Annotated in this window: 24 protein-coding genes and 1 other annotated feature; of the genes, 22 read left to right on the top strand and 2 right to left on the bottom strand. The window is 38.0% G+C overall.

Annotated features, from left to right (window positions below):
- Position 1: 1 nt before the first annotated feature.
- The 19 genes from jag (at position 2) to rsmI (ending at position 17,279) form a co-directional block, all read left to right on the top strand.
- Positions 2 to 631: an RNA-binding cell elongation regulator Jag/EloR gene (gene jag, locus IWB18_RS02925; RefSeq protein ID WP_195682101.1), complete on the top strand. Its 630-nt coding sequence runs from the start codon at positions 2 to 4 to the stop codon at positions 629 to 631.
- A 36-nt stretch (positions 632 to 667) separates the two neighbouring features.
- Positions 668 to 2,050: a tRNA uridine-5-carboxymethylaminomethyl(34) synthesis GTPase MnmE gene (mnmE, locus tag IWB18_RS02920; protein ID WP_195682100.1), complete on the top strand. Its 1,383-nt coding sequence runs from the start codon at positions 668 to 670 to the stop codon at positions 2,048 to 2,050.
- Positions 2,051 to 2,058: 8 nt separating this feature from the next.
- Positions 2,059 to 3,954 carry a tRNA uridine-5-carboxymethylaminomethyl(34) synthesis enzyme MnmG gene (mnmG, locus tag IWB18_RS02915; RefSeq protein WP_195682099.1) on the top strand — a complete coding sequence of 632 codons (1,896 nt, stop codon included), beginning with the start codon at positions 2,059 to 2,061 and terminating at the stop codon, positions 3,952 to 3,954.
- On the top strand, positions 3,947 to 4,657 hold the full coding sequence (gene rsmG / locus IWB18_RS02910) for a 16S rRNA (guanine(527)-N(7))-methyltransferase RsmG (protein ID WP_195682098.1): 711 nt from the start codon (positions 3,947 to 3,949) through the stop codon (positions 4,655 to 4,657). The genes mnmG and rsmG overlap by 8 nt, the downstream gene beginning before the upstream one ends.
- Positions 4,658 to 4,671: 14 nt before the next feature.
- Entirely contained in the window at positions 4,672 to 5,478 is an 807-nt protein-coding gene (gene noc / locus IWB18_RS02905) for a nucleoid occlusion protein (protein ID WP_195682097.1), read from the top strand.
- 101 nt (positions 5,479 to 5,579) lie between these two features.
- Entirely contained in the window at positions 5,580 to 6,353 is a 774-nt protein-coding gene (locus IWB18_RS02900; RefSeq protein ID WP_195682096.1) for a ParA family protein, read from the top strand.
- A complete protein-coding gene (locus IWB18_RS02895) occupies positions 6,350 to 7,201 on the top strand; it encodes a ParB/RepB/Spo0J family partition protein (protein ID WP_195682095.1) in 852 nt (283 codons plus the stop codon). Before IWB18_RS02900 ends, IWB18_RS02895 begins: the two co-directional genes overlap by 4 nt.
- Positions 7,202 to 7,231: 30 nt before the next feature.
- Entirely contained in the window at positions 7,232 to 7,750 is a 519-nt protein-coding gene (locus IWB18_RS02890) for a hypothetical protein (RefSeq protein ID WP_195682094.1), read from the top strand.
- Positions 7,751 to 7,822: 72 nt separating this feature from the next.
- On the top strand, positions 7,823 to 8,413 hold the full coding sequence (locus IWB18_RS02885; protein ID WP_232366949.1) for a CvpA family protein: 591 nt from the start codon (positions 7,823 to 7,825) through the stop codon (positions 8,411 to 8,413).
- Positions 8,414 to 8,430: 17 nt separating this feature from the next.
- Positions 8,431 to 8,616, top strand: a complete 186-nt coding sequence (locus IWB18_RS02880; RefSeq protein WP_195682092.1) for a DUF951 domain-containing protein — start codon at positions 8,431 to 8,433, stop codon at positions 8,614 to 8,616.
- A 96-nt stretch (positions 8,617 to 8,712) separates the two neighbouring features.
- Complete coding sequence (gene rpsF / locus IWB18_RS02875) at positions 8,713 to 9,000, top strand: 30S ribosomal protein S6 (RefSeq protein WP_195682091.1); 288 nt, start codon at positions 8,713 to 8,715, stop codon at positions 8,998 to 9,000.
- A 15-nt stretch (positions 9,001 to 9,015) separates the two neighbouring features.
- On the top strand, positions 9,016 to 9,462 hold the full coding sequence (locus IWB18_RS02870; RefSeq protein ID WP_195682090.1) for a single-stranded DNA-binding protein: 447 nt from the start codon (positions 9,016 to 9,018) through the stop codon (positions 9,460 to 9,462).
- 16 nt (positions 9,463 to 9,478) lie between these two features.
- On the top strand, positions 9,479 to 9,706 hold the full coding sequence (gene rpsR / locus IWB18_RS02865) for a 30S ribosomal protein S18 (protein WP_195682089.1): 228 nt from the start codon (positions 9,479 to 9,481) through the stop codon (positions 9,704 to 9,706).
- Positions 9,707 to 9,898: 192 nt separating this feature from the next.
- On the top strand, positions 9,899 to 11,794 hold the full coding sequence (locus IWB18_RS02860; RefSeq protein ID WP_195682088.1) for a DHH family phosphoesterase: 1,896 nt from the start codon (positions 9,899 to 9,901) through the stop codon (positions 11,792 to 11,794).
- Positions 11,791 to 12,237: a 50S ribosomal protein L9 gene (gene rplI, locus IWB18_RS02855; protein WP_195682087.1), complete on the top strand. Its 447-nt coding sequence runs from the start codon at positions 11,791 to 11,793 to the stop codon at positions 12,235 to 12,237. Before IWB18_RS02860 ends, rplI begins: the two co-directional genes overlap by 4 nt.
- Positions 12,238 to 12,254: 17 nt before the next feature.
- On the top strand, positions 12,255 to 13,595 hold the full coding sequence (gene dnaB, locus IWB18_RS02850; protein ID WP_195682086.1) for a replicative DNA helicase: 1,341 nt from the start codon (positions 12,255 to 12,257) through the stop codon (positions 13,593 to 13,595).
- A 149-nt stretch (positions 13,596 to 13,744) separates the two neighbouring features.
- Entirely contained in the window at positions 13,745 to 15,133 is a 1,389-nt protein-coding gene (locus tag IWB18_RS02845) for an NAD(P)/FAD-dependent oxidoreductase (protein ID WP_195682085.1), read from the top strand.
- Positions 15,134 to 15,147: 14 nt separating this feature from the next.
- The gene (locus tag IWB18_RS02840; RefSeq protein ID WP_195682084.1) at positions 15,148 to 16,431 is read left to right on the top strand and encodes an adenylosuccinate synthase; all 1,284 of its coding nucleotides are present in this window, start codon (positions 15,148 to 15,150) and stop codon (positions 16,429 to 16,431) included.
- 11 nt (positions 16,432 to 16,442) lie between these two features.
- Positions 16,443 to 17,279: a 16S rRNA (cytidine(1402)-2'-O)-methyltransferase gene (rsmI, locus tag IWB18_RS02835; RefSeq protein ID WP_195682083.1), complete on the top strand. Its 837-nt coding sequence runs from the start codon at positions 16,443 to 16,445 to the stop codon at positions 17,277 to 17,279.
- Positions 17,280 to 17,373: 94 nt separating this feature from the next.
- On the opposite strand, the gene IWB18_RS02830 is transcribed toward rsmI, so the two are convergent.
- A complete protein-coding gene (locus IWB18_RS02830) occupies positions 17,374 to 17,613 on the bottom strand; it encodes an AbrB/MazE/SpoVT family DNA-binding domain-containing protein (RefSeq protein ID WP_195682082.1) in 240 nt (79 codons plus the stop codon).
- Between the two features lie 321 nt (positions 17,614 to 17,934).
- Positions 17,935 to 18,166, top strand: a binding site (T-box leader).
- Between the two features lie 45 nt (positions 18,167 to 18,211).
- On the opposite strand from IWB18_RS02830, the gene metG reads away from it, so the two are divergent.
- The 3 genes from metG (at position 18,212) to prmC (ending at position 21,401) form a co-directional block, all read left to right on the top strand.
- Positions 18,212 to 20,179 (top strand): methionine--tRNA ligase, encoded by a 1,968-nt coding sequence (gene metG / locus IWB18_RS02825; RefSeq protein WP_332310655.1) that lies wholly within the window; start codon positions 18,212 to 18,214, stop codon positions 20,177 to 20,179.
- Between the two features lie 88 nt (positions 20,180 to 20,267).
- Positions 20,268 to 20,483, top strand: a complete 216-nt coding sequence (gene rpmE, locus IWB18_RS02820) for a 50S ribosomal protein L31 (RefSeq protein WP_195682080.1) — start codon at positions 20,268 to 20,270, stop codon at positions 20,481 to 20,483.
- 69 nt (positions 20,484 to 20,552) lie between these two features.
- Positions 20,553 to 21,401: a peptide chain release factor N(5)-glutamine methyltransferase gene (gene prmC, locus IWB18_RS02815; protein WP_195682079.1), complete on the top strand. Its 849-nt coding sequence runs from the start codon at positions 20,553 to 20,555 to the stop codon at positions 21,399 to 21,401.
- An 82-nt stretch (positions 21,402 to 21,483) separates the two neighbouring features.
- On the opposite strand, the gene IWB18_RS02810 is transcribed toward prmC, so the two are convergent.
- Complete coding sequence (locus tag IWB18_RS02810; RefSeq protein WP_195682078.1) at positions 21,484 to 22,164, bottom strand: TetR/AcrR family transcriptional regulator; 681 nt, start codon at positions 22,162 to 22,164, stop codon at positions 21,484 to 21,486.
- Positions 22,165 to 22,295 lie beyond the last annotated feature (131 nt).

Here is a 22,295-nt window from a genome sequence, read left to right as displayed (position 1 = left end):
AATGAGAAGTGTTGTCACCGAAGGCAATTCCATTGAAGAAGCTATTGATAAAGCACTTTTAGAACTAAAAGCCACCAGAAACCAAGTTGAGACAAAAGTTTTGGAAATTCCTTCAAGAGGTATTATGGGAATCTTTGGAGCAAAAAAGGCAAAAGTTGAAGTTTTTGTTAAAGAAGAAGATTTTGTTGAGAAAGCGGTAAATTTTTTAAAGCAGATTTTTGATAAATTTGGCGTGGAAGCAACCTGCAAGGTAAAGTTGGAGCAAAGAAATCTTAGTATTACATTGGAAGGCGAAGACATGGGAATATTGATCGGAAGAAGAGGTCAGACTCTGGATGCGATCCAATATTTGACGAGTCTCGTCGTGAATAAGGATACTCAAGAGTATGTACGAGTCGTTATAGATACTGAAAATTACAGAGAAAAGCGCGAACAGACTTTGGTGGAGTTAGCAAAAAAATTAGCCAAAAAAGTTGAGAGAAACAAAGAAAAAGTTGTTTTGGAACCTATGAATCCTTATGAGAGAAGAATAATCCATGCAACTCTGCAAAATAATAGCAAGGTTTACACATATAGCGAAGGTGAAGAACCTTTTAGAAAAGTAGTTATCGATTTGAAGAAGACCAGCTAAAAGGCTGGTCTTTAATGATATTAAGAAGGTGAAACAATGAATTATTTGGAAGATACTATAGTTGCCATATCTACACCGGTTGGATTTTCAGGCATAGGCATAGTCAGAATGAGTGGAGAAAATTCCGTTGAAATAACAAAGGAAATTTTTAAGACAAAAACAAAGAAAGATTTTGACGACTATGATAACAGGTCCATCATATACGGACACATAATAGATGGAAGCGGCGAAGTTATTGATGAAGTCCTGGTTTCAAAAATGCTAGGTCCAAATACTTATACAAAAGAGGATGTTATAGAAATCAATTGTCATGGAGGCATGATATCTGTGCGAAAGATCCTGGAATTGATCGTAGAAAAGGGAGCCAGAATAGCGGAGCCCGGCGAATTTACAAAGAGAGCATTTTTAAACGGTAGATTGGATCTTTCACAAGCAGAAGCTGTAATAGACGTGATCAATGCCAAAACTGAAAAAAGTCTTCAGATGTCGGTCAAACAACTGGAAGGAAGCCTTTCTTACAAAGTAAAGACCATTAGAAATCAGTTGATAGAGATATTGGCATATATCGAGGCGGGAATAGACTATCCTGAGTACGACATAGAAGAAATGTCGTATGAAATAATAAGGGAAAAGACAAATCTTATTAAAGAGAGCATAGACAAGATGATACTTTCATCTGAGAGCGGGAAGATAATCCGTGAGGGAATAAAAACTGCAATCGTAGGAAAACCCAATGTGGGCAAATCGTCCTTGTTAAACATGCTTTTGGGGGAAGAGAGAGCCATCGTGACTGAAATCGAAGGAACGACCAGGGATACCATCGAAGAATATATAAGTATAAAAGGCATACCCTTAAAAATTATAGACACAGCTGGCATTAGAGAAACGGAAAATATAATTGAAAAGATAGGAATTACAAAGACAAAGGAAATTCTTGCCCAGAGTGATTTTGCAATTCTTTTACTGGATGGACAAAGACCTCTGGATGCGGAAGATGAAATGCTCCTCGAATTGGCAAAAGATAAAAAGGGTATCGTTGCAATAAACAAAGTCGAGAAAAATGTCATAATATCCAAAAAAGAAGTGGAAGAAAAATCACACATGGAAGTCGTGGAAATATCGGTAATAGAAGAATTAGGCATAGACAACCTGAGGAACAAAATATATGAAAATATAACCAAATCTCAGATAGATTCCGAATCTTACGATATGGTTTCCAACATAAGACATATAAATCTCTTAAAAGAGGCATCAAAATCTTTGGAAGAAGGTTTGGAAGGAATAAAGGCAAATATTCCGGTGGAGATGTTGTCGGTAGACATAAAGAATGCCTGGGATAAAATGGGAAGAATAACCGGCGAAACTGTAGCAGATGACATAGTGGATGAGATATTCAGTAAATTTTGTATTGGAAAGTAGGTGCTGATATGAATTATATAGCAGGTGATTACGAGATAATCGTTGTTGGTGGAGGTCATGCAGGTTGTGAAAGTGCATTGTCAGCCGCCAGATTGGGCCATAAGACATTGCTATTGACGTTGAATTTGGATTCTGTAGCACTAATGCCCTGCAATCCGTCCATAGGAGGTACGGGAAAAGGGCATCTGGTAAGAGAAATCGATGCTTTAGGCGGAGAAATGGGTAAAAACATCGACAAGACGATGATACAATGCAGGATGCTAAACACTGCCAAAGGTCCGGCTGTACACTCTTTAAGAGCTCAAGCAGACAAGTTGATGTATCAAAAGGAAATGAAGATGACATTGGAAAAGCAGGATAATCTTCATATAAAGCAACATGAGGTTGTAAGTCTTCAAGTAGAAGATGGGAAGGTGACAGGAGTCGTCGTAAAGACTGGAGCCATTTTCAAATCAAAAATAGTCGTACTGACCACTGGAACTTACCTCAAATCCAGGATCGTTATCGGAAATACCAGCTACGACGGTGGTCCCAACGGATTATTTGGAGCAAATGAATTATCGGACAGCTTGTTTGAAAACGGAGTCAAGCTCCTTAGATTCAAGACCGGCACTCCGGCTAGAGTAGATAAAAGAAGTGTAGATTTTTCAAAGATGATAATCCAGGAAGGTGACAAAAATATAGTACCATTCTCATTTGAAACAGACGAGTTGGAAATAGACCAAATACCATGTTATCTTACGTATACCAATGAAGAGACCCACCAGGTGATCAAGGACAATTTACATCTCTCACCTCTTTTCAGCGGAGACATACAGGGAGTGGGACCAAGGTATTGTCCTTCTATAGAAGACAAGGTAGTCAGGTTTTCAGATAAACCCAAACACCAAATTTTTGTCGAACCCGAAGGCAGGGATACCTATGAATTATACGTACAGGGTATGTCTTCAAGTTTACCTGAAGAAGTGCAGCTAAAGATGTTGAGAACTGTAGAAGGAATGGAAAATGTAGAAATCATGCGTTTGGCATATGCGATTGAATACGACAATATCGACCCTTTACAGTTAAAACCTTCACTTGAATTTAAAACTATCGAAAACTTGTTTTTTGCGGGTCAGATAAATGGAACATCAGGTTACGAAGAGGCGGCGGCACAGGGGTTGATGGCAGGGATCAATGCTTCCCGCAAACTAAAGGGAAGTGAACCGTTGATATTGGACAGGTCTCAAGCATATATTGGAGTTCTGATCGATGACATAGTAACCAAGGGTACATTGGAGCCGTATAGAATGATGACATCACGAGCAGAGTACAGATTGATATTGCGACAAGATAATGCAGATATAAGATTGACAGACATCGGAAGAAAGATTGGATTGATCGGAGAAGAAAGATATCTTAAATTTACCACTAAAGTAAAAATGATCGAAAATGAAATAGAGCGCATTAAAAAAGTATCAATAAAACCAAATTCGGATTTAGAGGCGCTTTTTGCTGCCAAAAGCAGTACTTTTTCAAATAAGGGCTTTACCCTTTACGAATTATTAAAAAGACCCGAAATGAGCTATTTTGAGCTCGAAAAATTTGATCCTGACAGACCAGAATTACCAAAAAATGTAATTGAACAAGTTGAGATACAAATCAAGTACGAGGGTTATATTAAAAAGCAAATGAATCAGGTCGAACAGTTTAAAAAACTTGAAAAGAAGAAAATTCCTGAAAGTATCGATTATGAAAAAATTAATGGACTGCGATTGGAAGCCAGACAGAAGCTATCCAAGATCCAACCGATTTCCATAGGTCACGCTTCAAGGATTTCCGGAGTATCACCTGCGGACATTTCAGTTCTTTTAGTTTATATGGAAAATTTCAGAAGGAAGGAATCTTCAAAAGCCAATGAATGAAAAAGAGATGTTGATAAGCGAATTGATCCAAAAAGACATTAACGTGACAGACGACCAAGCAGAAAAGTTGATTTCATATATGAATATGGTGCTGGAAGAAAACAAGGTCATGAATTTGACGGCTATAACCGATCCTGTTGAATTTATTTATAAACATATAATAGATTCGATAATGATGTATAAAGACGACCATAGAGAACTCAAAGTTCTGGATCTTGGAACAGGAGGCGGTTTTCCTGGGATTCCATTAAAAATAATCCATCCTGAATGGAAAATGACCATGCTGGATTCTACAGAAAAAAAGATAAGATTCATAGAGAGAGCTTCAAAAACTTTAGAATTATCGGGTGTTGAATTCGTACACGGTAGAGCTGAAGATTTGGGACAAGAGGCTTCAAACAGAGAAAATTACGATTTGGTTTTTTCCAGAGCTGTCGCTTCTTTGAATGTACTGGCTGAATATTGTATTCCTTTTGTCAAAAAAGGAGGCCATTTTATAGCTTCAAAAGGGCCCAAGTACGAGGAAGAGGTAGAAACGGCTAAAAAGGCAGTAGCAATATTGGGCGGTAAAATGGTAGAAATTAAAACTGTAGAAGTATTAAAAGATCAAATAGTAAGATATATTATAGATATTGAAAAAGTCAAAGAGACACCGAAGAAATATCCCAGAAGACAGGGAATTCCTGCAAAAAAGCCATTGTGAGGGGGAAATGAAGTATGGAAGACATGAAAGTAGAGTATGTGCCCTTAGAATATATCAAGCCTAATCCATATCAACCCAGAAATAAGTTTACGACTACTACCTTGGAAGGATTGGCTCAATCAATAGAGAGTTACGGAGTACTTCAGCCAATAACAGTTAGAAAGTTCAGCGAAACTAATTATGAATTGATTGCAGGTGAGAGAAGATTACGGGCGGCAAAAATAGCCGGACTGGAGAAAATTCCAGTAATAGTAACAGATATTGTCGATTCTGATTCTGCAACTATAGCGTTGATTGAAAATATACAGAGAGAAAATCTTGATTTCATAGAAGAAGCTGAAAGTTACAAGCAACTTATGGAACTGCATGGTTTGACGCAAGAGCAAATTGCCGGAAAAGTGGGGAAGACCCAGTCAACTATCGCAAATAAGTTAAGATTATTAAAGTTGAGCCAGCCGGTAAGGGATAAAATACTGAGTACCGAACTCACAGAAAGACATGCAAGAGCTTTATTGAAAATACCGGATGAAGAGTTGCAAATGGAAGCTCTCAAGAAGATCGTTGGTCACGATTTAAACGTAAAAAAGACAGAAGAACTTGTTGATGGGATTAGAGAAAAGGTTTTAACCAACAATTATGATGAAAAGCTAACGCCGGAAAAAAAAGCGAGGATCAAAAGCTTTATAAATCTTAAAATCTACACTAATACCATAAAAAGGGCATACGATGAGATCTTAAAGACGGGAATCGATGCTTCATATGATGAAAAGGATATGGATGAGTATTTGGAAGTTAAAATCAAAATCAAAAAAAACAGGTAGAGATACCTGTTTTTTTAATGTTTCACGTGAAACAATCAAATCTTCGTTGATATTGCATGGATAAATGTTAAAATAGTATTATGAATCATTGGAGGGTAAAAATGACTAAAACCATATCAATATTTAATCAAAAGGGTGGGGTCGGCAAAACTACCACTAACGTTAACCTCAGTACCAGTCTAGCCAGTCTTGGCAAAAAAATTCTTGTAGTGGATGCAGATCCCCAAGGAAATACAACAAGCGGATTTGGAATCGACAAGGACATGCTCGAATATTCTTTATATGACGGGATGATAAACGGCGTTGACTTCAGTGAAGTCAAAATAGAAACCAGATTTAAAAATCTTGACTTGATTCCATCCAAACCGGAACTGGCAGGATCTGAAATAGAAATGACCGGTATTAAAGATAGAGAATTATTAATGAGCAGGTTTCTAGGTGAAATTAAAAATGAGTACGATTATATATTTATAGATTGCCCTCCTTCATTGGGTTTAATATCGTTAAATGCGCTGGCAGCATCAGATTCAGTGCTTGTGCCAATACAATGTGAATTTTACGCTTTAGAGGGTGTCAGCCAATTGATGAACACTATAAATCTCGTGAAAAGAGGATTGAACAACAAGCTGCACATAGAAGGGATCTTGTTGACCATGTTTGACGGGAGAACGAACCTGTCATTGCAGGTGGTTGATGAAGTTTGCAGTTATTTTGGCGATAAGGTTTATAAAACCGTAATACCTAGAAATGTAAGGCTTGCCGAAGCTCCAAGTCATGGAATGTCCATACTTGAGTACGATGACAAGTCTAAAGGAGCGCAGGCGTATTTGGAACTCGCACAAGAATTCATTAAGAGAGCAGGTGATACTCTTTGAAAAGTAAAAGAGGACTTGGGAAGGGACTTCAAGCTCTGATCCCGGAAGAAAAAGAATCGGAAAACAAGGACATCAACAAATTGGATATAAACAAAGTTTTTCCCAACAAAAACCAACCAAGAACCAAGTTTGACAAGGAAAAACTTGAGGAACTTTCCGTATCTGTAAAAGAACATGGAATAATACAGCCAATTGTGGTTACGGCCCATGAAAAGGGATATCAAATAGTAGCCGGTGAAAGAAGATGGAGAGCAGCAAAAATGGCAGGACTTAAGGAAGTGCCTGTCATAATTATGGAGTTGGACGACAAGGAGATCATGGAGCTTGCGCTTATTGAGAATTTGCAACGTGAAGATCTGAATGAAATCGAAGCTGCAATTGCATATAGAGATTTGATCGACAAGTATGACCTGACGCAACAAGAGATTTCTGAAAGAATAGGAAAGAGCAGGGCTTCTATCGCCAACACCTTGAGATTGTTAAATCTCTCCGTCAAGATAAGAAAAATGATAGTGGACGAGACGATATCACCTGGACACGGAAGATGCCTGTTGTCAGTTGAAGGAGAGGACAGAGAAGTATTGCTCGATGCCATTATTAAAAGTAGCCTTTCAGTTAGAGAAGCGGAAAAAATGGCGCAAAAACTGAAGTTAAAAAAGCCTGAAGACAAACATAAAAAGAATGAAGACCCCCGAAGAATAATACTCTTAAGGGATCTTCAGGAAAAGATACAGTCAAATTTGGGTACTAAAGTTAGAATCAATGAAAAGGATGATAAAGGAAAAATCGAAATTGAGTTTTACAATTCCGATGATCTGGAGAGGTTGACAGAAATTCTATTAAAATAATGTTTCACGTGAAACATATCGGAGGGAAGCATGAAAGAAAAAGCAAACACTATTTTGAAGTGGGCTGTAATAGGCAATACGGCACATTTGATCATCGCAGTCTTAAATACGTACGTTGAAAAGAACAGCCTGGGGATAATGGCTTTAATGACAGCTGTTTCACTTCTGATGTGGCTGTTTATAGGATTTAAAATGGGTGAATCATCTGCAAAATCAAAAGAGACAGACTTTTTGCTCTTCGGCATCATATGTATCTTACCTGTATTTCTGTATATACTTATAGCACAATTGACGCAAGGGATTTCAGGGGAACTGACAACGTTGCAAAACTACAATATGTTTTACTTTTTGGGAGCGCCAATCTTGTTTTGGAATACACCATTCTATCCAATCATGAATTTGTTTTCCGACAGTAACATATATGTACAAATGAATATAAATTTATTGCTTGTTTTGCTTGTTGTATTTATTGGAGCATACGTGGGCAAAGAAGTGAAAATAATAAAAATTAAAAAAAATAGGAAAAAAATGGCATATAATGAAAACTGAGTTGAAAGGGCGGAGATGTTTTTGTCTTGGATAGATATAATGATATTTGGCATTTTCTTATTCTACTTTATCATGGACTTCAATAGGGGTCTTGTAGATTCACTGGCATCGGTTTTTTCGTTTTTAATATCTCTTGTGGCGGCAACAGCACTGTACAAGACTATTTATGCTTATATAGTGGAGAATACTGAAATTTACGAAAATCTGTATGGCTTTATAAAGGAGAGTTTTAATAAAGGAGATTCCATTGGCCAAAACGGGATCGAAAAAATAGATATCAGTAAATTACCGGCTGGAGCCCGGGAGTATATTGAAAACTTGGCTGTTGAAGCAGGAAATATGGATATGGGATTCGACTTTGTTGCATCCATAGCGGACATGATTTTGTATTTAATGTGTTTTGTAGGAGTGTTTTTAATAGTTAGAGTTGTAATATTCATGGTTGCGGGTATCTTCGATTTCATAGCAAAACTCCCGGTGCTCAATGTGATGAACAAGCTCGGTGGTGCGGCCATGGGGATAATAGAAGGTGGGATCGTGAGCTTGATCGTGGTGAACTCAATATACACCCTGGCCATACTGTTCAGTATGGATGGAATGACCAATGCGTTGAACAACTCAAATCTCGCACAGTATTTTTATATAGGGTATCTTTTTCTTTAAGCATTGGAGGCGTTTAAATGGAAATAAATGTAGGGGACCGAGTGGAAACCAAAAAAAAGCATCCATGCGGGAGCAGTGTCTGGACAGTTATCAGAACCGGCATGGACTATAAGATCAAATGTGATGGATGCGGAAGGATCGTTATGTTGGATAGAGAAAAATTTTTAAAGCGAATAAAAAGAATTTTGGATAAAAAAGATTAAAAGAGTTGTATGATTTTTCAAATGTGATATAATAAAAATACTGCGTGCATCCTTGCCCTTTTTTAAAGGGCCTAAAGTCCAAAGGGAGGTGAAAAAATGAACAGTTATGAAGCTATGATTATCTTTAATCCTGAACTTACAGCAGAGCAACTGACTGAAAACATTGAAAAAGTAAAAGGAATGATTTCAGCCAAAGGTGAAGTTGAGTCAGTAGATGAATGGGGTAAAAGAAAATTAGCGTACAAAATCAAAAACAAGTTTACAGAAGGTTTTTATGTTCTGATCAATTTCAAAGGAACTAATGAGCTTTTGGCAGATTTGGATCACGGTTTTAAAATTTCCGAGAATTTTGTGCGTCACATGATAATTAAAAAAGATGCTTAATCGGAGTGATAAATAATGAACAAAGTCGTACTCGTAGGTCGTTTAACAAGAGACATTGAACTCAGATATACACAAAAGGGCACAGCAGTTGCTTCTTTTACGATTGCCATAAACAGAAGGTTTAAAAATCAGAACGGTGAAAATGAAACTGATTTTATAAATTGTGTTGCATTTGGTCCTGCAGGAGAAAATGCCTCAAAGTATGTTGGCAAGGGAAGTCAAATAGGTATATCTGGTAGAATTCAAAGCCGTTCCTATGAAGCAAACGACGGCGGAAAGAGATACGTCACAGAAGTTGTTTGCGACGAAGTCGAATTTTTGGATTCACGATCCGGCCAGACCAGGCAGGGTGGAAATTACTCTCCGGCCAAACAGGATCAGAGAAGAGATGACAATGACTTCGGAGTGCCAATGGATGATTTCCAACCATTGGAGGATGAAGATGACGATCTTCCATTTTAAGTAAGGAGGTATAGAAATGGCAAAACCTTTTAGAAGAAGCAGAAAAAAAGTTTGTAACTTTTGCGAGAACAAATCTGCTGAGATAGATTATAAAGACCTGAAAACTTTAAGTAAATATGTCTCTGAAAGAGGCAAGATATTACCAAGAAGAGTGACTGGAAACTGTGCAAAACATCAGAGAGAACTTACTGTTGCAATAAAAAGAGCAAGAAGCATAGCTTTGTTGCCTTATACAGCAGAATAATGAAGATTCCCGCAAGGGAATCTTTTTTAATTGTGCGCCCTAAAAGAGGGTTATGGTATAATGTTCTTATGACTGCGTAAAGGAGGGATAGTTCTGGATAATAAGAAAATCAGCAGTTTTTTTATTCCGAATTCCAATATATATCTTTGGATTATCGGTGTATTGGTGTTTGTCCTTTATAAATACAATCTAATGCTGGCCATATTTGGAACTTTCGTTCTGATTTATTTGATATTTTACAAGTATAGATCTGCAAATCAGAGTGAGGAAAGATGGAGAGAACTGGTTGAGAATTTGCAATTGGACATGGACACAGTTTCTCAAAACACTTTGATGGACTTGCCTTTTCCGCTTTTGATATTAAAAAGCGACAGTGATGTTGTATGGTACAACAGCGGGCTGCGCGAAATGCTGCCCAAGGGAAGAAATATTCTAAACAAAAGGATTTCAGATGAATTTGAAAATTTTGACATAAAAAAATTAAACGGTGACAAGAAAGAATTTCTGGAATACAAGCTTAATGACAAAAATTATCGGATTTATTCGAGCTGTGTGAAAAATTCCAAGGGAGAAAAGTTGAACATGCTTTATTGGGTAGAAAACACAGAGTTTTACGAACTCGAAAAGAAATACCTGGATGAAATGCCGTCCCTTGCTTTTATCCAAGTTGATAATTACGATGAAATAATGAAAAGCAGCAACGAAAGTTACAAGCCGTTGATAAATGCAGTTATTGATCAAAAGATAAATTCATGGGCAAAAGAGAACAATGCATTTTTGAACAAATACGAACAAGATCAATATGTAATGTTTTTTGAATTCAAAGACTTGAAGCGCATCGAAGAGAAAAAATTTGACATTCTCGATGTGATGCGTGAGACGCAAAGCGGAAACAAATTGCCCATAACTCTCAGTATAGGCATAGGGATCTCGGATGAAAAGAAGTCCTTTTTCAATCTTAAGGAGTTGTCGAAATCGGCTCTGGACATAGCGCTTGCAAGAGGTGGAGATCAGGCGGTTATAAGAAAAGACGGCAAGATTTCATATTATGGAGGAAAAACTCAAGCTGTGGAAAAGAGGACTAAAGTCAAAGCAAGGCTCAAAGCCCACGGAATAAAAGAGTTGATCGAAAACTCCAGCAAGGTTTTTATCATGGGTCATAGCGTACCCGACATAGACGCTCTGGGAGCAGCACTGGGGATTTACAGAACAGCAGTATTTCTCGGGAAGGAAGCATACATCATAGCTGATGGATCGAATCCTTCCATAGATGTGTTATATGGAGAACTTAAAAAAGAAAATTACGGCAATATTTTGATCACATCCGATACTGCAAGAAAATCAGTGGGAGATAATAGTTTGCTTGTCATAGTGGATGTCCATCGAAAAAGCCTTGTTCAAGATCCGGCTATGGTGGACAAGGTCGACAAGGTCATCATAATCGATCATCATATAAGAGCATCGGAGTTCATTGAAGATACCGCACTTACGTATATAGAACCTTACGCATCTTCCACTTGCGAGTTGGTTACCGAGATCATAGAATACGTTGACGACAGGATAGAACTTACGGAATTGGAAGCTACAGCCCTGTTGGCGGGCATTCACATGGATACAAAGGGGTTCTCCATCAAGACGGGGGCCAGGACTTTTGAAGCAGCATCTTTTTTAAGAAAAAAAGGAGCTGACACTTTAAAAGCAAAAGAATTATTGAAGGATGACATGAGTATAATAATGGCCAAGGCGGAGGCACTTAAAAGATCCGAATTTATAAGGGATAAAATTGCGGTCACGTTTATTGACAACAAGACGGACAAAATCAATTTGATAACTGCACAGACTGCAGATGCACTGTTGAACATTCAAGGTGTCGAAGCGTCATTTGTAATTGCCCAAGGGGATGAAGGATCCATAATAAGTGGACGATCCTATGGGAAAATAAATGTCCAAAGAATTTTGGAGGAGTTGGGCGGTGGAGGCCACATGAACGTTGCAGGAGCCCAGCTGCCAGGAAATAACGGGGAAGAAGCGAAAAAAATGCTGGAAAAAGCAATAGATGAATATTTTGAGGAAGGTGAATTGAAATGAAAGTTATTTTATTGGAAGATGTTAAAGGAATGGGAAAAAAGGGGGATATAGTCAACGCCAAGGATGGCTATTTCAGAAATTTTTTGGCGCCTAAAAATTTGGCTGAAGAAGCTACAAAAGAAAACTTGAGAAAAAATGATGAAGAAAAGCAAAGGCAACAAGAAATTTTAGAACAGGAAATAAGCGATGCAAAAGAATTGGCAAAAAAATTGTCTGATTCTACGTTAAATATAAAAGAAAAAACTTCCGATGACGGAAGATTGTTCGGGTCCATCACAAGCAAGGATTTGGCTGAAGCGATCAAAACCGAGTTGGGTCTTGAAGTGGATAAAAGAAAAATAATGTTGTCTGATCCCATAAGAAATATTGGAAGATATAAAGTTACAATCAAAACATATGCGGGTATAACCGGAGACTTAACAGTCAATGTGGATAGCAAATAAAATCAGGAGTGAATGCAATGTCTGAGAGGATATCAAAAATCCCACCACACAATATAGAAGCGGAACAATCGATTCTGGGAGCCATGCTGGTAAATAAAGATGCCATAGCAACGGCAACAGAGTTGATCCCTGATTCGGAAGTTTTTTACAATGCGCAACATCAAGCTATATTCGATGGCATAGTGGAATTGTTTAAAGAAGACCTGCCTGTGGATCTGATTACTCTGTCAAACAAGTTGAGAGACACCAAGGTGTTGGAAAAAGTCGGCGGCAGAGTTTATTTGACCGAGTTGATCGAAAGCGTTCCAGTAAGCACAAATGTAAAGACCTATTGTGAGATAGTCAAAGAAAAAGCACTTTTAAGAAGTTTGATAAAGTCTTCCATGGAAGTCATCCAGGAATGCTACAGCAATGAAGAAGAGGCGGACAATGTTTTGGAGTTCGCCGAAAAGAATATTTTCGAGCTGTCACAAAAACAAAAGACCGGCGATTTTGTACATATTAAAGAAGCTTTGGTCGGAACACTTGAAAGCATCGAAGAGGTTCAGAAGAACAATAATAGAATTACAGGAGTAGCCACTGGATTTGTAGATCTGGATCATATGACAGCCGGAATGCAAAAGGCGGATTTAGTGCTGATCGCCGCCAGGCCGTCCATGGGAAAAACTGCTTTTGCCCTTAATATGGCTCAACATGCAGCTGTCAAAGAAAAAAAATCTGTTGCCATATTCAGTTTGGAAATGTCCAAAGAGCTTTTGACTCAAAGGATGCTTTGCAGTGAGGCTCACATCAACAGCCAAAGTCTAAGAACAGGCAATTTAACGGATAAAGACTGGCAGAAACTGGCATACGCCACCTCGGTTTTATCCAACAGTAAAATATACATAGACGATACTCCAGGCGTAACAGTTATGGAAATGAGATCCAAATCCAGACGTCTCAAACTAGAACACGGACTGGACATGATTCTGATAGATTATCTTCAATTAATGGAAGGATCAAAAAGAAGCGAAAACAGGCAACAAGAAATTTCTGCCATATCAAGGTCTTTAAAAGCCTTGGCACGTGAGATGCAGTGTCCTGTGGTGGCACTTTCACAGTTAAGTAGAGCGCCTGATGCCAGAACAGATCATCGTCCCATTCTTTCTGACCTGAGAGAGTCGGGTGCAATAGAGCAGGATGCGGATGTGGTAATGATGTTGTTTAGAAACTACTATTACTCCAAAGATCCTGAAGAGAGAAATATTGCAGAACTGAACATAGCAAAACAAAGAAATGGATCTACTGGAGTGATAAAACTTTCCTGGCACGAGGAATACACGCAATTTGGTAATTTGGAAGAGTACAGGGAAGCATAATATTACGAACAATATTTAAGTTAATTCAAATAAAGTTCGTTTAAATCTTGATATAAGGTGGATTATCTGATAATATCTATAGTGGATTTGGATGTCCAATTTATTCAGCCGTAAATTTTTATTGCGGTACACATATAAGGAAGTGAAAAATGAAAAAGTACGATGTCATAATAGTAGGCGCGGGTCCGGCGGGTATATTTTGCGCCATGGAACTTGTTAAACAAAATCCTGATACCAAAATACTCATGTTGGAAAAAGGCAATTCCATCGAAAAGAGGATTTGTCCCAAAAGACGTACCAACAAATGCGTAGGGTGCAAGCCATGCAACATAACTACGGGCTTTGCAGGCGCCGGCGCATATTCTGACGGAAAGTTGTCATTGTCACCGGAAGTGGGCGGTGAACTGCCTGAATACATAGGTTATGAAACCACAGAAGAACTTATAAAATATGTGGATGAAATATATTTGGATTTTGGCGCAGACAACAAGATATATGGAATCGATGATTTGGATAAAATTTCAAATATACGAAGAAAAGCGATTCAGAGCAATCTTAAACTGATCGAATGTCCCATAAGACATGTAGGGACTGAAGTAGGATACGAAATATATACCAAACTTCAGAATTACCTTTTGGACAATGGGGTTGAAATTAAATTTCGCAATCCTGCAAAGGAAATTATAATCGATAATGGCAAAGCTGTCGGGATCGAAGCGGATCACGATTATTATGGCGAACGAGTGATAATAAGTGTAGGAAGAGACGGTTCCGAATGGTTCGATCAAATATGTACAAAAAACAGGATCGAAACGGAAGTCGGAAAAGTCGACATAGGCGTCAGAATCGAATGCAGAAACGAAATAATGAAAGAAATCAATGATGTGATGTACGAAGGTAAGCTTGTCTATTATACGGAAACTTTTGATGACAAGGTAAGGACTTTTTGTTCAAATCCTGGTGGAGTAGTCGCTACCGAATACTACGATGACAATTTGGCGGTAGTAAACGGGCACAGTTACAAGGCAGACAGCTTGAAAACCAACAATACGAACTTTGCACTTTTGGTTTCCAAGGGATTTACAGAGCCTTTTAAATCACCCATAGCTTATGGAAAATACATAGCAGGGCTTGGGAACATGCTCTCCGGAAACAAAATTATTGTACAGAGATACGGCGATTTTAGAAGAGGAAGAAGAACCACTGAAAACAGACTTGTGAGAAACAATATACAACCTACTCTTAAGGATGCGGTTCCAGGAGATTTGTGTCTGGTACTTCCTTATAGAATAATGAAAGACATAGAAGAGATGATAATTGCTCTCGATAACGTTACTCCCGGGCTCGCCAGCGATGAGACCTTGATATACGGAGTTGAAGTTAAATTCTACTCCAATCGAATAAAGGTGGATGAGGATTTCCAGACGAATATTGAGAATCTTCATGTCATGGGAGACGGAGCAGGAGTCACCAGGGGTTTGATGCAAGCTTCGGTAAATGGTGTATACACAGCTAGAAAAATCTTAAAGCGATCTTGAAAGGAGATTAATGCATGAGTAGTGTTGTAGTTATAGGAGCCCAATGGGGCGATGAAGGAAAAGGTAAAATAACGGATTATTTGGCGCAGCAAGCGGAAGTAGTAGTAAGATATCAAGGTGGAAACAACGCCGGACACACAGTTGAAGTAGGGGATAAACAATATAAGCTCCATTTGGTTCCTTCCGGGATAATAAACCCTGAAAAGCCATGCATTATTGGTAATGGAGTAGTTATTGATCCGAAAGTATTTCTTGAAGAAATAGATTATCTGGAAGAAGACGGTCTTTCAACAGAACATTTGACTATAAGTGACAGAGCTCACGTGATCATGCCTTACCATAAAGTGTTGGATGAACTCTCAGAAGAAACTCTGGGAGATAAAAAAATAGGAACGACAAAAAAAGGTGTGGGGCCTGCGTATATGGACAAAACCAGCAGAGCCGGCATCAGGATATGCGATCTGATGGACAGGGAACTTTTTGCAGACAAGCTGAAAACCCTGTTAGAGGAAAAAAACAAGTTGATAACCTTGATATATGGCCATGAACCCTTGGAGTATGATGAAATTTATTCAGATTATTGCAAATATGCAGACAGGCTTAGAAAGTATGTGTCAGATACATCGGTAGAGGTCTACGACTGGGTGAACAAAGACAAGAAAGTACTTTTTGAAGGAGCGCAGGGAACTTTGCTGGATCTGGATTTTGGGACATATCCTTATGTAACTTCCTCTCATCCTGGATCAGGCGGGGTGTGCATTGGATCCGGTGTAGGACCAAAAGCTGTAAATGAAGTATTGGGTGTGGTAAAGGCGTATACTACCAGGGTAGGAGAAGGCCCTTTTCCGACAGAACTTTTTGACAAGACCGGGGATTACATCAGGCAAGTAGGAAGAGAGTACGGGACTACAACAGGAAGAGCTAGACGATGCGGTTGGTTCGACGGAATAATCCTTAAATTTGCAGCCAGAGTAAATGGCCTTACATCTTTAGCCATAACAAAACTTGATACTCTTACTGGAATTGAAAAAATTAAAGTTTGCGTGGGGTATGAAAAAGACGGTAAGATAATAACGGATTTTCCTGCTTCATTGAAGGATTTGGCAAAATGCAAACCTGTTTATGAAGAGCTTGACGGCTGGGAAGAAGATATTACCATGTGCAAGAGCTTCAGTGAACTACCGGCGACTGCCAAGAAATATGTAGAAAAAATAGAAGAGATCAGCGGAGTGCCTGCAAAAATTATTTCTGTAGGCCCAAATAGATCTGAGACTATGATTAGAAGCGACTTGTTTTAGGTTGTGAAATGATGGAAAATACCGGGGGAATTTTATATATAGTATCTACACCTATTGGAAATCTTGAAGATATTAGCTTGAGAGCATTAAGAATACTCAAAGAAGTCGGACTGATAGCTGCTGAAGATACTCGTCATTCCAAAAAACTGTTAAATCATTACGAAATCAACACAAAAATCGTTAGCTATCATCAACACAATGAAAGAGATAGAACTGAAGAATTGATAAAAGTTCTCAAAAACGGAGAAAGTGTTGCGCTGATTTCGGATGCAGGGACCCCGGGGATATCTGATCCGGGACATGAAATAGTAAAGAGATGTATCGAAGAAGGCATCGATGTGACCGGAGTGCCCGGTCCTTGTGCTGCTATAGACGCACTGGTGATTTCCGGTCTGGATACGTCGAAGTTTACCTTTTATGGCTTTTTATCCAAAGATAAAAAGGAAAGGAAGCGCCAAATCGAAGAGATGGGCACCCAACGCTCAACGGTGATCTTATACGAATCCCCACACAGGATCGAAAAAACTTTGGCATTGATCAAAGAGATATTAGGGGATATAAATATTGCCATGGTAAAAGAACTAACAAAGATCCATGAAAAAGTTTGGAGTGGAAATATTTCCCGGGCAATAATTTATTTTGCTGAAGAAAAACCCAGGGGTGAATATGTATTGCTGTTGGAAGTTAAGGATGCTTTTGAACAGAAAGAATTCTGGGCAGGGATGACTTTAGACATGCATATGGACTATTATTTAGTTCAGGGAACAAGCAAAAAAGATGCTGTAAAACTCGTGGCAAAAGACAGAGGACTTCCTAAAAGAGAAGTTTACGAATACTTTATGAAGTAAGGCGAGTCTTTAGAACATAAGATCTTAATAAAATACGCCGCACGTGTACGTGCGGCGTATGTATGTGCAAGGATGTGAATTTCCTCGCCAGTAATTATTTTTTTATGTCGTTCAAGCAGTCCTGGCAAACGTTTTTTCCTTTGAAGTTTGTTACGTCTTTGGCATTTCCGCAAAAGATACAAGCCGGTTCATATTTTTTCAAGACAACGTAATTGCCATCGACAAAAATTTCCAGTGAGTCTTTGATGTTGATATCCAGTGTTCTGCGCAGTTCAATTGGGATAACGATTCTTCCCAGCTCATCGACTTTCCTTACTATACCTGTGGATTTCATAAAATATCTCTCCCTTTCAAAAAAAGATTAAAACTGTTATTCAATGACATTATATCAGATAAATGTCACTGGAACAACGAAGGAAAATGAATTAAACATATAAGCTTACTAATTGAAAGTTGGGGATTTAATTCAAAATCATCCATAAAATTTACATTTCATATTATATGTAAAGGCTTGAAATAAGTAAATAGACTTAATCTTATTTTAAGGAAAATGATCTAAATTTTAACAAAATTATTAGAAGCTTGTATGAATTGAGAACAAAAGTATTGAAATTAGATAATACTTGTATATAATAATAAGTGATAAACTACATATTTAAAGATGCTGAAGGGAAGAGTACATCGAATTCATTATACACAGAGAGTCGGATCAGGTGGGAACCGATTGTAATAGCCGATGGAAGATGGTCCTGGAATCGATCGAATGAAAGCTAAGTAGTTCGGTACGCGCAAGCGTTATTCTGGGTGTATTTTACACACAAAGTGATGGATTCTGTGAAGAATTCATAAAAAAGGTGGTACCGCGTAAGTTTACTTTCGTCCTTTCTGTCAGGATGGAAGTTTTTTTATTACAAATGAATTGAAGAATATATATTTATTTCAAGGAGGAAAAATTGGATATGAAGCCTACTTATTATATCACGACACCTATTTATTATCCGAGTGACAAACTGCATGTTGGTCACACATATACCACGGTAGCAGCAGATGCACTTTCTCGTTTTAAAAAAATGAAAGGTTATGATGTGTTTTTTTTGACAGGTACCGACGAGCATGGGCAAAAAATCGAAGAAAAAGCAAAAGAAAGTGGAGTTGCCCCTATAGAGTATGTTGACAAGATAGTAAAGGATATTAAGGATCTTTGGGATCTTATGGATATCGATTACGACTTTTTCATCAGGACAACAGATCCTGAACATGAAAAATCAGTGCAAAGAATTTTTAAAAAATTGTACGAAAACGGAGATATCTACAAATCTTTTTATGAAGGTTGGTACTGCACACCCTGTGAGGCATTTTGGACCGAAACTCAGTTGAAGGAAGGAAAATGTCCTGATTGCGGAAGGGAAGTCAAACAAGAAAAAGAAGAGGCGTATTTCTTTAAAATGTCCAAATATGCCGACAGGCTTATTGCACATATCGAAGAGAATCCTGACTTCATTCAACCGGAATCAAGAAAAAATGAAATGATCAACAATTTCCTGAAACCCGGACTTCAAGATCTGTGTGTATCCAGAACAACATTTGATTGGGGAGTGCCTGTGGATTTCGATCCTGGACATGTAGTATACGTTTGGATCGATGCCCTGTCAAACTACATAACTGCCCTTGGCTATATGAACGACCGACCTCAATTGATGGAAAAATACTGGCCTGCAGATGTGCATCTGATAGGAAAGGACATACTCCGGTTCCACACGATATATTGGCCTATAATGTTGATGGCCCTTGATTTGCCGCTGCCAAAACAGATATTCGGTCATGGCTGGATATTGCTGAAGGGTGGGAAAATGTCAAAATCAAAGGGAAATGTGGTAGATCCAGTAGTTTTGTCCAATAAATATGGTGTGGACTCATTGCGATATTTTGCCTTAAGGGAGATGACTTTTGGGGCTGATGGTGTGTACAATGAAGAAGCTCTGATTTCCAGGATCAATTCAGATCTGGCAAATGATTTGGGAAATTTACTGAGTAGAACAATAGCCATGGTGGAGAAATATTTTGGCGGAATCATACCTCTGGAAAAACAAGAAGATGCAATTGACCTTGATTTAAGAGAGCTTATTTCCCAAACGCCTGAAACATTGGAAAAGCATATGGACAAGCTGGAATTGAGCAACGCTCTGGCGTCCATATGGAAGTTGATTTCAAGAGCCAACAAATATATAGACGAAACCACTCCTTGGATTTTGGGAAAGGATGAATCGAAAAAAGCCAGGCTTTCCATGGTTTTGTTCAATTTGGCAGAAACATTGAGAGTTGTAACTTCATTGATAAAACCATTCATGCCTTCCACTTCACAAAAAATGCAGGAACAGTTAAATATTCCCGATGATGCATTGACTTGGGACAGTTTGAAAGAATTTGGATCATACGATTATGGAATGAAAATGAGCAAGAAAGAAAATCTATTTCCGCGAGTCGAGCTTGAAAAAGAAGAAAAGAAATCTGAAAAAGAAAAGAATAATATCAAGGCAAAGAATGAAAAGAAAACAGATACAAGCAAAAATGAAGAAGATCTGATCAAAATAGACGACTTTGCAAAGGTGAAACTCAAGGTAGGATCTGTAGAAGAATGCACAAAGCACCCGGATGCTGACAAATTGCTGATTTTGAAAGTTAGAATTGGAGAGGAAGTCAGACAAATCGTTTCCGGAATTGCAAACCATTATTCACCAGAGAGTTTGGTTGGTAAAAAGGTAGTAGTGGTAACAAATCTTAAGAAAAGCAAAATTAGAGGTGTGGAATCACAAGGAATGATATTGGCTGCGGCAAATGAAGATGCTTTGAATGTAGTGACCATAGATGGAGGACTTCCTTCAGGTACGGAAGTCAGATGATTTTATAAAAAAGTAGTTGATATTTTATGATTTTCTGATATAATGTAACAGATGCATATTATTAGAAGTAGGAAAAGAGGTGAATGAGATGAAAGAAGGAATTCATCCTAATTACAATAAATCGATCGTGAAATGCGCATGCGGAAATACTTTTGAAACTGGTTCTGTAAAAGAAGAGTTGAAAGTAGAGATCTGCTCTGCATGTCATCCATTCTTTACAGGCAAGCAAAAACTTATTGACACAGGTGGTAGAGTGGATAGATTTAAGAAAAAATACGGAATTAAAGACGAAGAACAAGAATAATCAGCTGCATGCAGCTGATTTTTTTCATATTCAAAATAGAGGATATGCTAATTTAGGCGGGAGATAAAAATGAACATTCAAGAGCTACTCATCAAAGGAACAAAAATTTTAAAAGAAAAGAACATATCGACAGCCAGGTTAGACAGCGAAATTTTACTGGCTGAAAGATTGAATAAGGAAAGAAGCTATTTCTTAAGTCATTATGACAGGGAAATTTCGAAAGATATCGAAGTGTCTTTTTTCGAAGACATAACGAGAAGATGCGAAATGGAGCCAATAGCTTATATAATAGGTAAAAAAGAGTTTATGGGTTTGGAGTTTGAAGTAAATAGAAATGTATTGATACCAAGGCCTGATACGGAAATATTGGTTGAAACCGCAATTGAGATCTTGAAAGATAAAGGTGAATATGCATCCGTGTTGGATATGGGAACGGGAAGCGGAGCAATTGGGATCAGCCTGGCCAATTATTTACCCAAAATCAGAGTAACGGCAGTTGATGTGGATGAAGCAGCTTTGGAAACTGCAAAACGCAACGGAGCCAGACTCAATGTTGCCAATCGAATGGATTTTGTTTTAAGCGATTGTTTTAAAGGACTTAAAGAAATGAAATTTGATATCATAGTTTCAAATCCACCATATATAGATTTGAAAGAAATGGGAGAATTAGAGCCCAATGTAGCGAATTACGAGCCGCGGAAAGCTCTCTTTGGGGGGCATGACGGCCTCGATTTTTATAGGGAGATCGCAATGGAAGCTCCACGCTTCCTTAAAGAACAAGGTCATTTGATATTTGAAATTGGATGTGGGCAATCTAAAGACGTTATGGAAACCATGGGAAAAGCAGGATTCAAGTCTATAATAACGATCAAGGATCTGTCAGGCTTGGACAGAGTTGTCATAGGACAGTTGAAATAATGAATAGTAAGCAGATATACATATTGTAGAAAGATACATCAAAAGAAATCAGGATCCCGAAATTTTTCGGGGTCCTGATTAGTTAATTCGTAAACAATGATTTTGGATTGCTGAGCTTCGTATTTTCATTCATGATCTTCTTGCTGATCTCAAGGGAGGATATCATACGTTCTTCCTCATTTTCGATATTGATGCCCAAACCGAAGTATGTGGTTTTAAGAACATACAACCTGAACTGTTCATCAGTAATTTTCAGTTTCCCCAACTGGCGCATTCTTCCCAAAGATTTTATGGTATTGTGATAAGTATAGAAATTTAACTGTATGGTGAGATGCGAATCAAACTCTGGAGCGAATTGATGATGATCTAAAATCTTTGTGTTGAGAGTATATTCTCGAGATTTGAAAAAAGCCTGATCCAAGTCTTCCATGATTTCATCGGAGAAGGCCTCAACGATAAAAAGCTCTACTCTATCATCATTGAAAATAACATTCAAAAAAGTATTGGTGTAGGTCATGGCGTACAATAATGGATCTGCATTTTCGTCTAAATGATTATCAAGAGATTTTATGATCTCATCCAATATTTCCTTCAACATCTTAAATGCCAAAACTTTTTTGCTGTCGTAGTAATACTTGATAAGGCCAAGATTGGTTTTAGACATGGAAGTTATATCCCTTGTTGTTGTTCCGAAATAACCACGTTCGTAAAACAGTGCTTTGGCGGTTTTGTATATCTTGTCCGCGGCTGTAATCTTTTTCATAGAGTCACGCCTTTCATTCAGATTCAAAGTATATTCTATCATATATGTAACTAATTCAAAAATAAATTTTAAAAAGTGAAAACGGAACTGAAGCAATGAAATGATAAAATGATTGACAGGTACAATATTTT

The organism is Alkalibacter mobilis, assembly GCF_015594845.1.
Lineage (GTDB): Bacteria > Bacillota > Clostridia > Eubacteriales > Alkalibacteraceae > Alkalibacter > Alkalibacter mobilis.
Note: the sequence above shows the minus strand (reverse complement) of the source record. Positions and strands in the feature narration are given on the sequence as shown.

Coding starts and splice junctions, on each gene's coding strand:
- IWB18_RS02810 (WP_195682078.1), bottom strand. CDS start 22,164: ATGAAAAAGATTACAGCCGCGGACAAGATATACAAAACCGCCAAAGCA.
- rpsR (WP_195682089.1), top strand. CDS start 9,479: ATGGCAAAACCTTTTAGAAGAAGCAGAAAAAAAGTTTGTAACTTTTGC.
- IWB18_RS02900 (WP_195682096.1), top strand. CDS start 5,580: ATGACTAAAACCATATCAATATTTAATCAAAAGGGTGGGGTCGGCAAA.
- rsmI (WP_195682083.1), top strand. CDS start 16,443: ATGGAAAATACCGGGGGAATTTTATATATAGTATCTACACCTATTGGA.
- noc (WP_195682097.1), top strand. CDS start 4,672: ATGGAAGACATGAAAGTAGAGTATGTGCCCTTAGAATATATCAAGCCT.
- IWB18_RS02860 (WP_195682088.1), top strand. CDS start 9,899: ATGCTGGCCATATTTGGAACTTTCGTTCTGATTTATTTGATATTTTAC.
- IWB18_RS02830 (WP_195682082.1), bottom strand. CDS start 17,613: ATGAAATCCACAGGTATAGTAAGGAAAGTCGATGAGCTGGGAAGAATC.
- mnmG (WP_195682099.1), top strand. CDS start 2,059: ATGAATTATATAGCAGGTGATTACGAGATAATCGTTGTTGGTGGAGGT.
- mnmE (WP_195682100.1), top strand. CDS start 668: ATGAATTATTTGGAAGATACTATAGTTGCCATATCTACACCGGTTGGA.
- rpsF (WP_195682091.1), top strand. CDS start 8,713: ATGAACAGTTATGAAGCTATGATTATCTTTAATCCTGAACTTACAGCA.
- dnaB (WP_195682086.1), top strand. CDS start 12,255: ATGTCTGAGAGGATATCAAAAATCCCACCACACAATATAGAAGCGGAA.
- rsmG (WP_195682098.1), top strand. CDS start 3,947: ATGAATGAAAAAGAGATGTTGATAAGCGAATTGATCCAAAAAGACATT.
- rplI (WP_195682087.1), top strand. CDS start 11,791: ATGAAAGTTATTTTATTGGAAGATGTTAAAGGAATGGGAAAAAAGGGG.
- IWB18_RS02840 (WP_195682084.1), top strand. CDS start 15,148: ATGAGTAGTGTTGTAGTTATAGGAGCCCAATGGGGCGATGAAGGAAAA.
- IWB18_RS02845 (WP_195682085.1), top strand. CDS start 13,745: ATGAAAAAGTACGATGTCATAATAGTAGGCGCGGGTCCGGCGGGTATA.
- IWB18_RS02870 (WP_195682090.1), top strand. CDS start 9,016: ATGAACAAAGTCGTACTCGTAGGTCGTTTAACAAGAGACATTGAACTC.
- IWB18_RS02885 (WP_232366949.1), top strand. CDS start 7,823: ATGGACTTCAATAGGGGTCTTGTAGATTCACTGGCATCGGTTTTTTCG.
- IWB18_RS02890 (WP_195682094.1), top strand. CDS start 7,232: ATGAAAGAAAAAGCAAACACTATTTTGAAGTGGGCTGTAATAGGCAAT.
- jag (WP_195682101.1), top strand. CDS start 2: ATGAGAAGTGTTGTCACCGAAGGCAATTCCATTGAAGAAGCTATTGAT.
- rpmE (WP_195682080.1), top strand. CDS start 20,268: ATGAAAGAAGGAATTCATCCTAATTACAATAAATCGATCGTGAAATGC.
- prmC (WP_195682079.1), top strand. CDS start 20,553: ATGAACATTCAAGAGCTACTCATCAAAGGAACAAAAATTTTAAAAGAA.
- IWB18_RS02880 (WP_195682092.1), top strand. CDS start 8,431: ATGGAAATAAATGTAGGGGACCGAGTGGAAACCAAAAAAAAGCATCCA.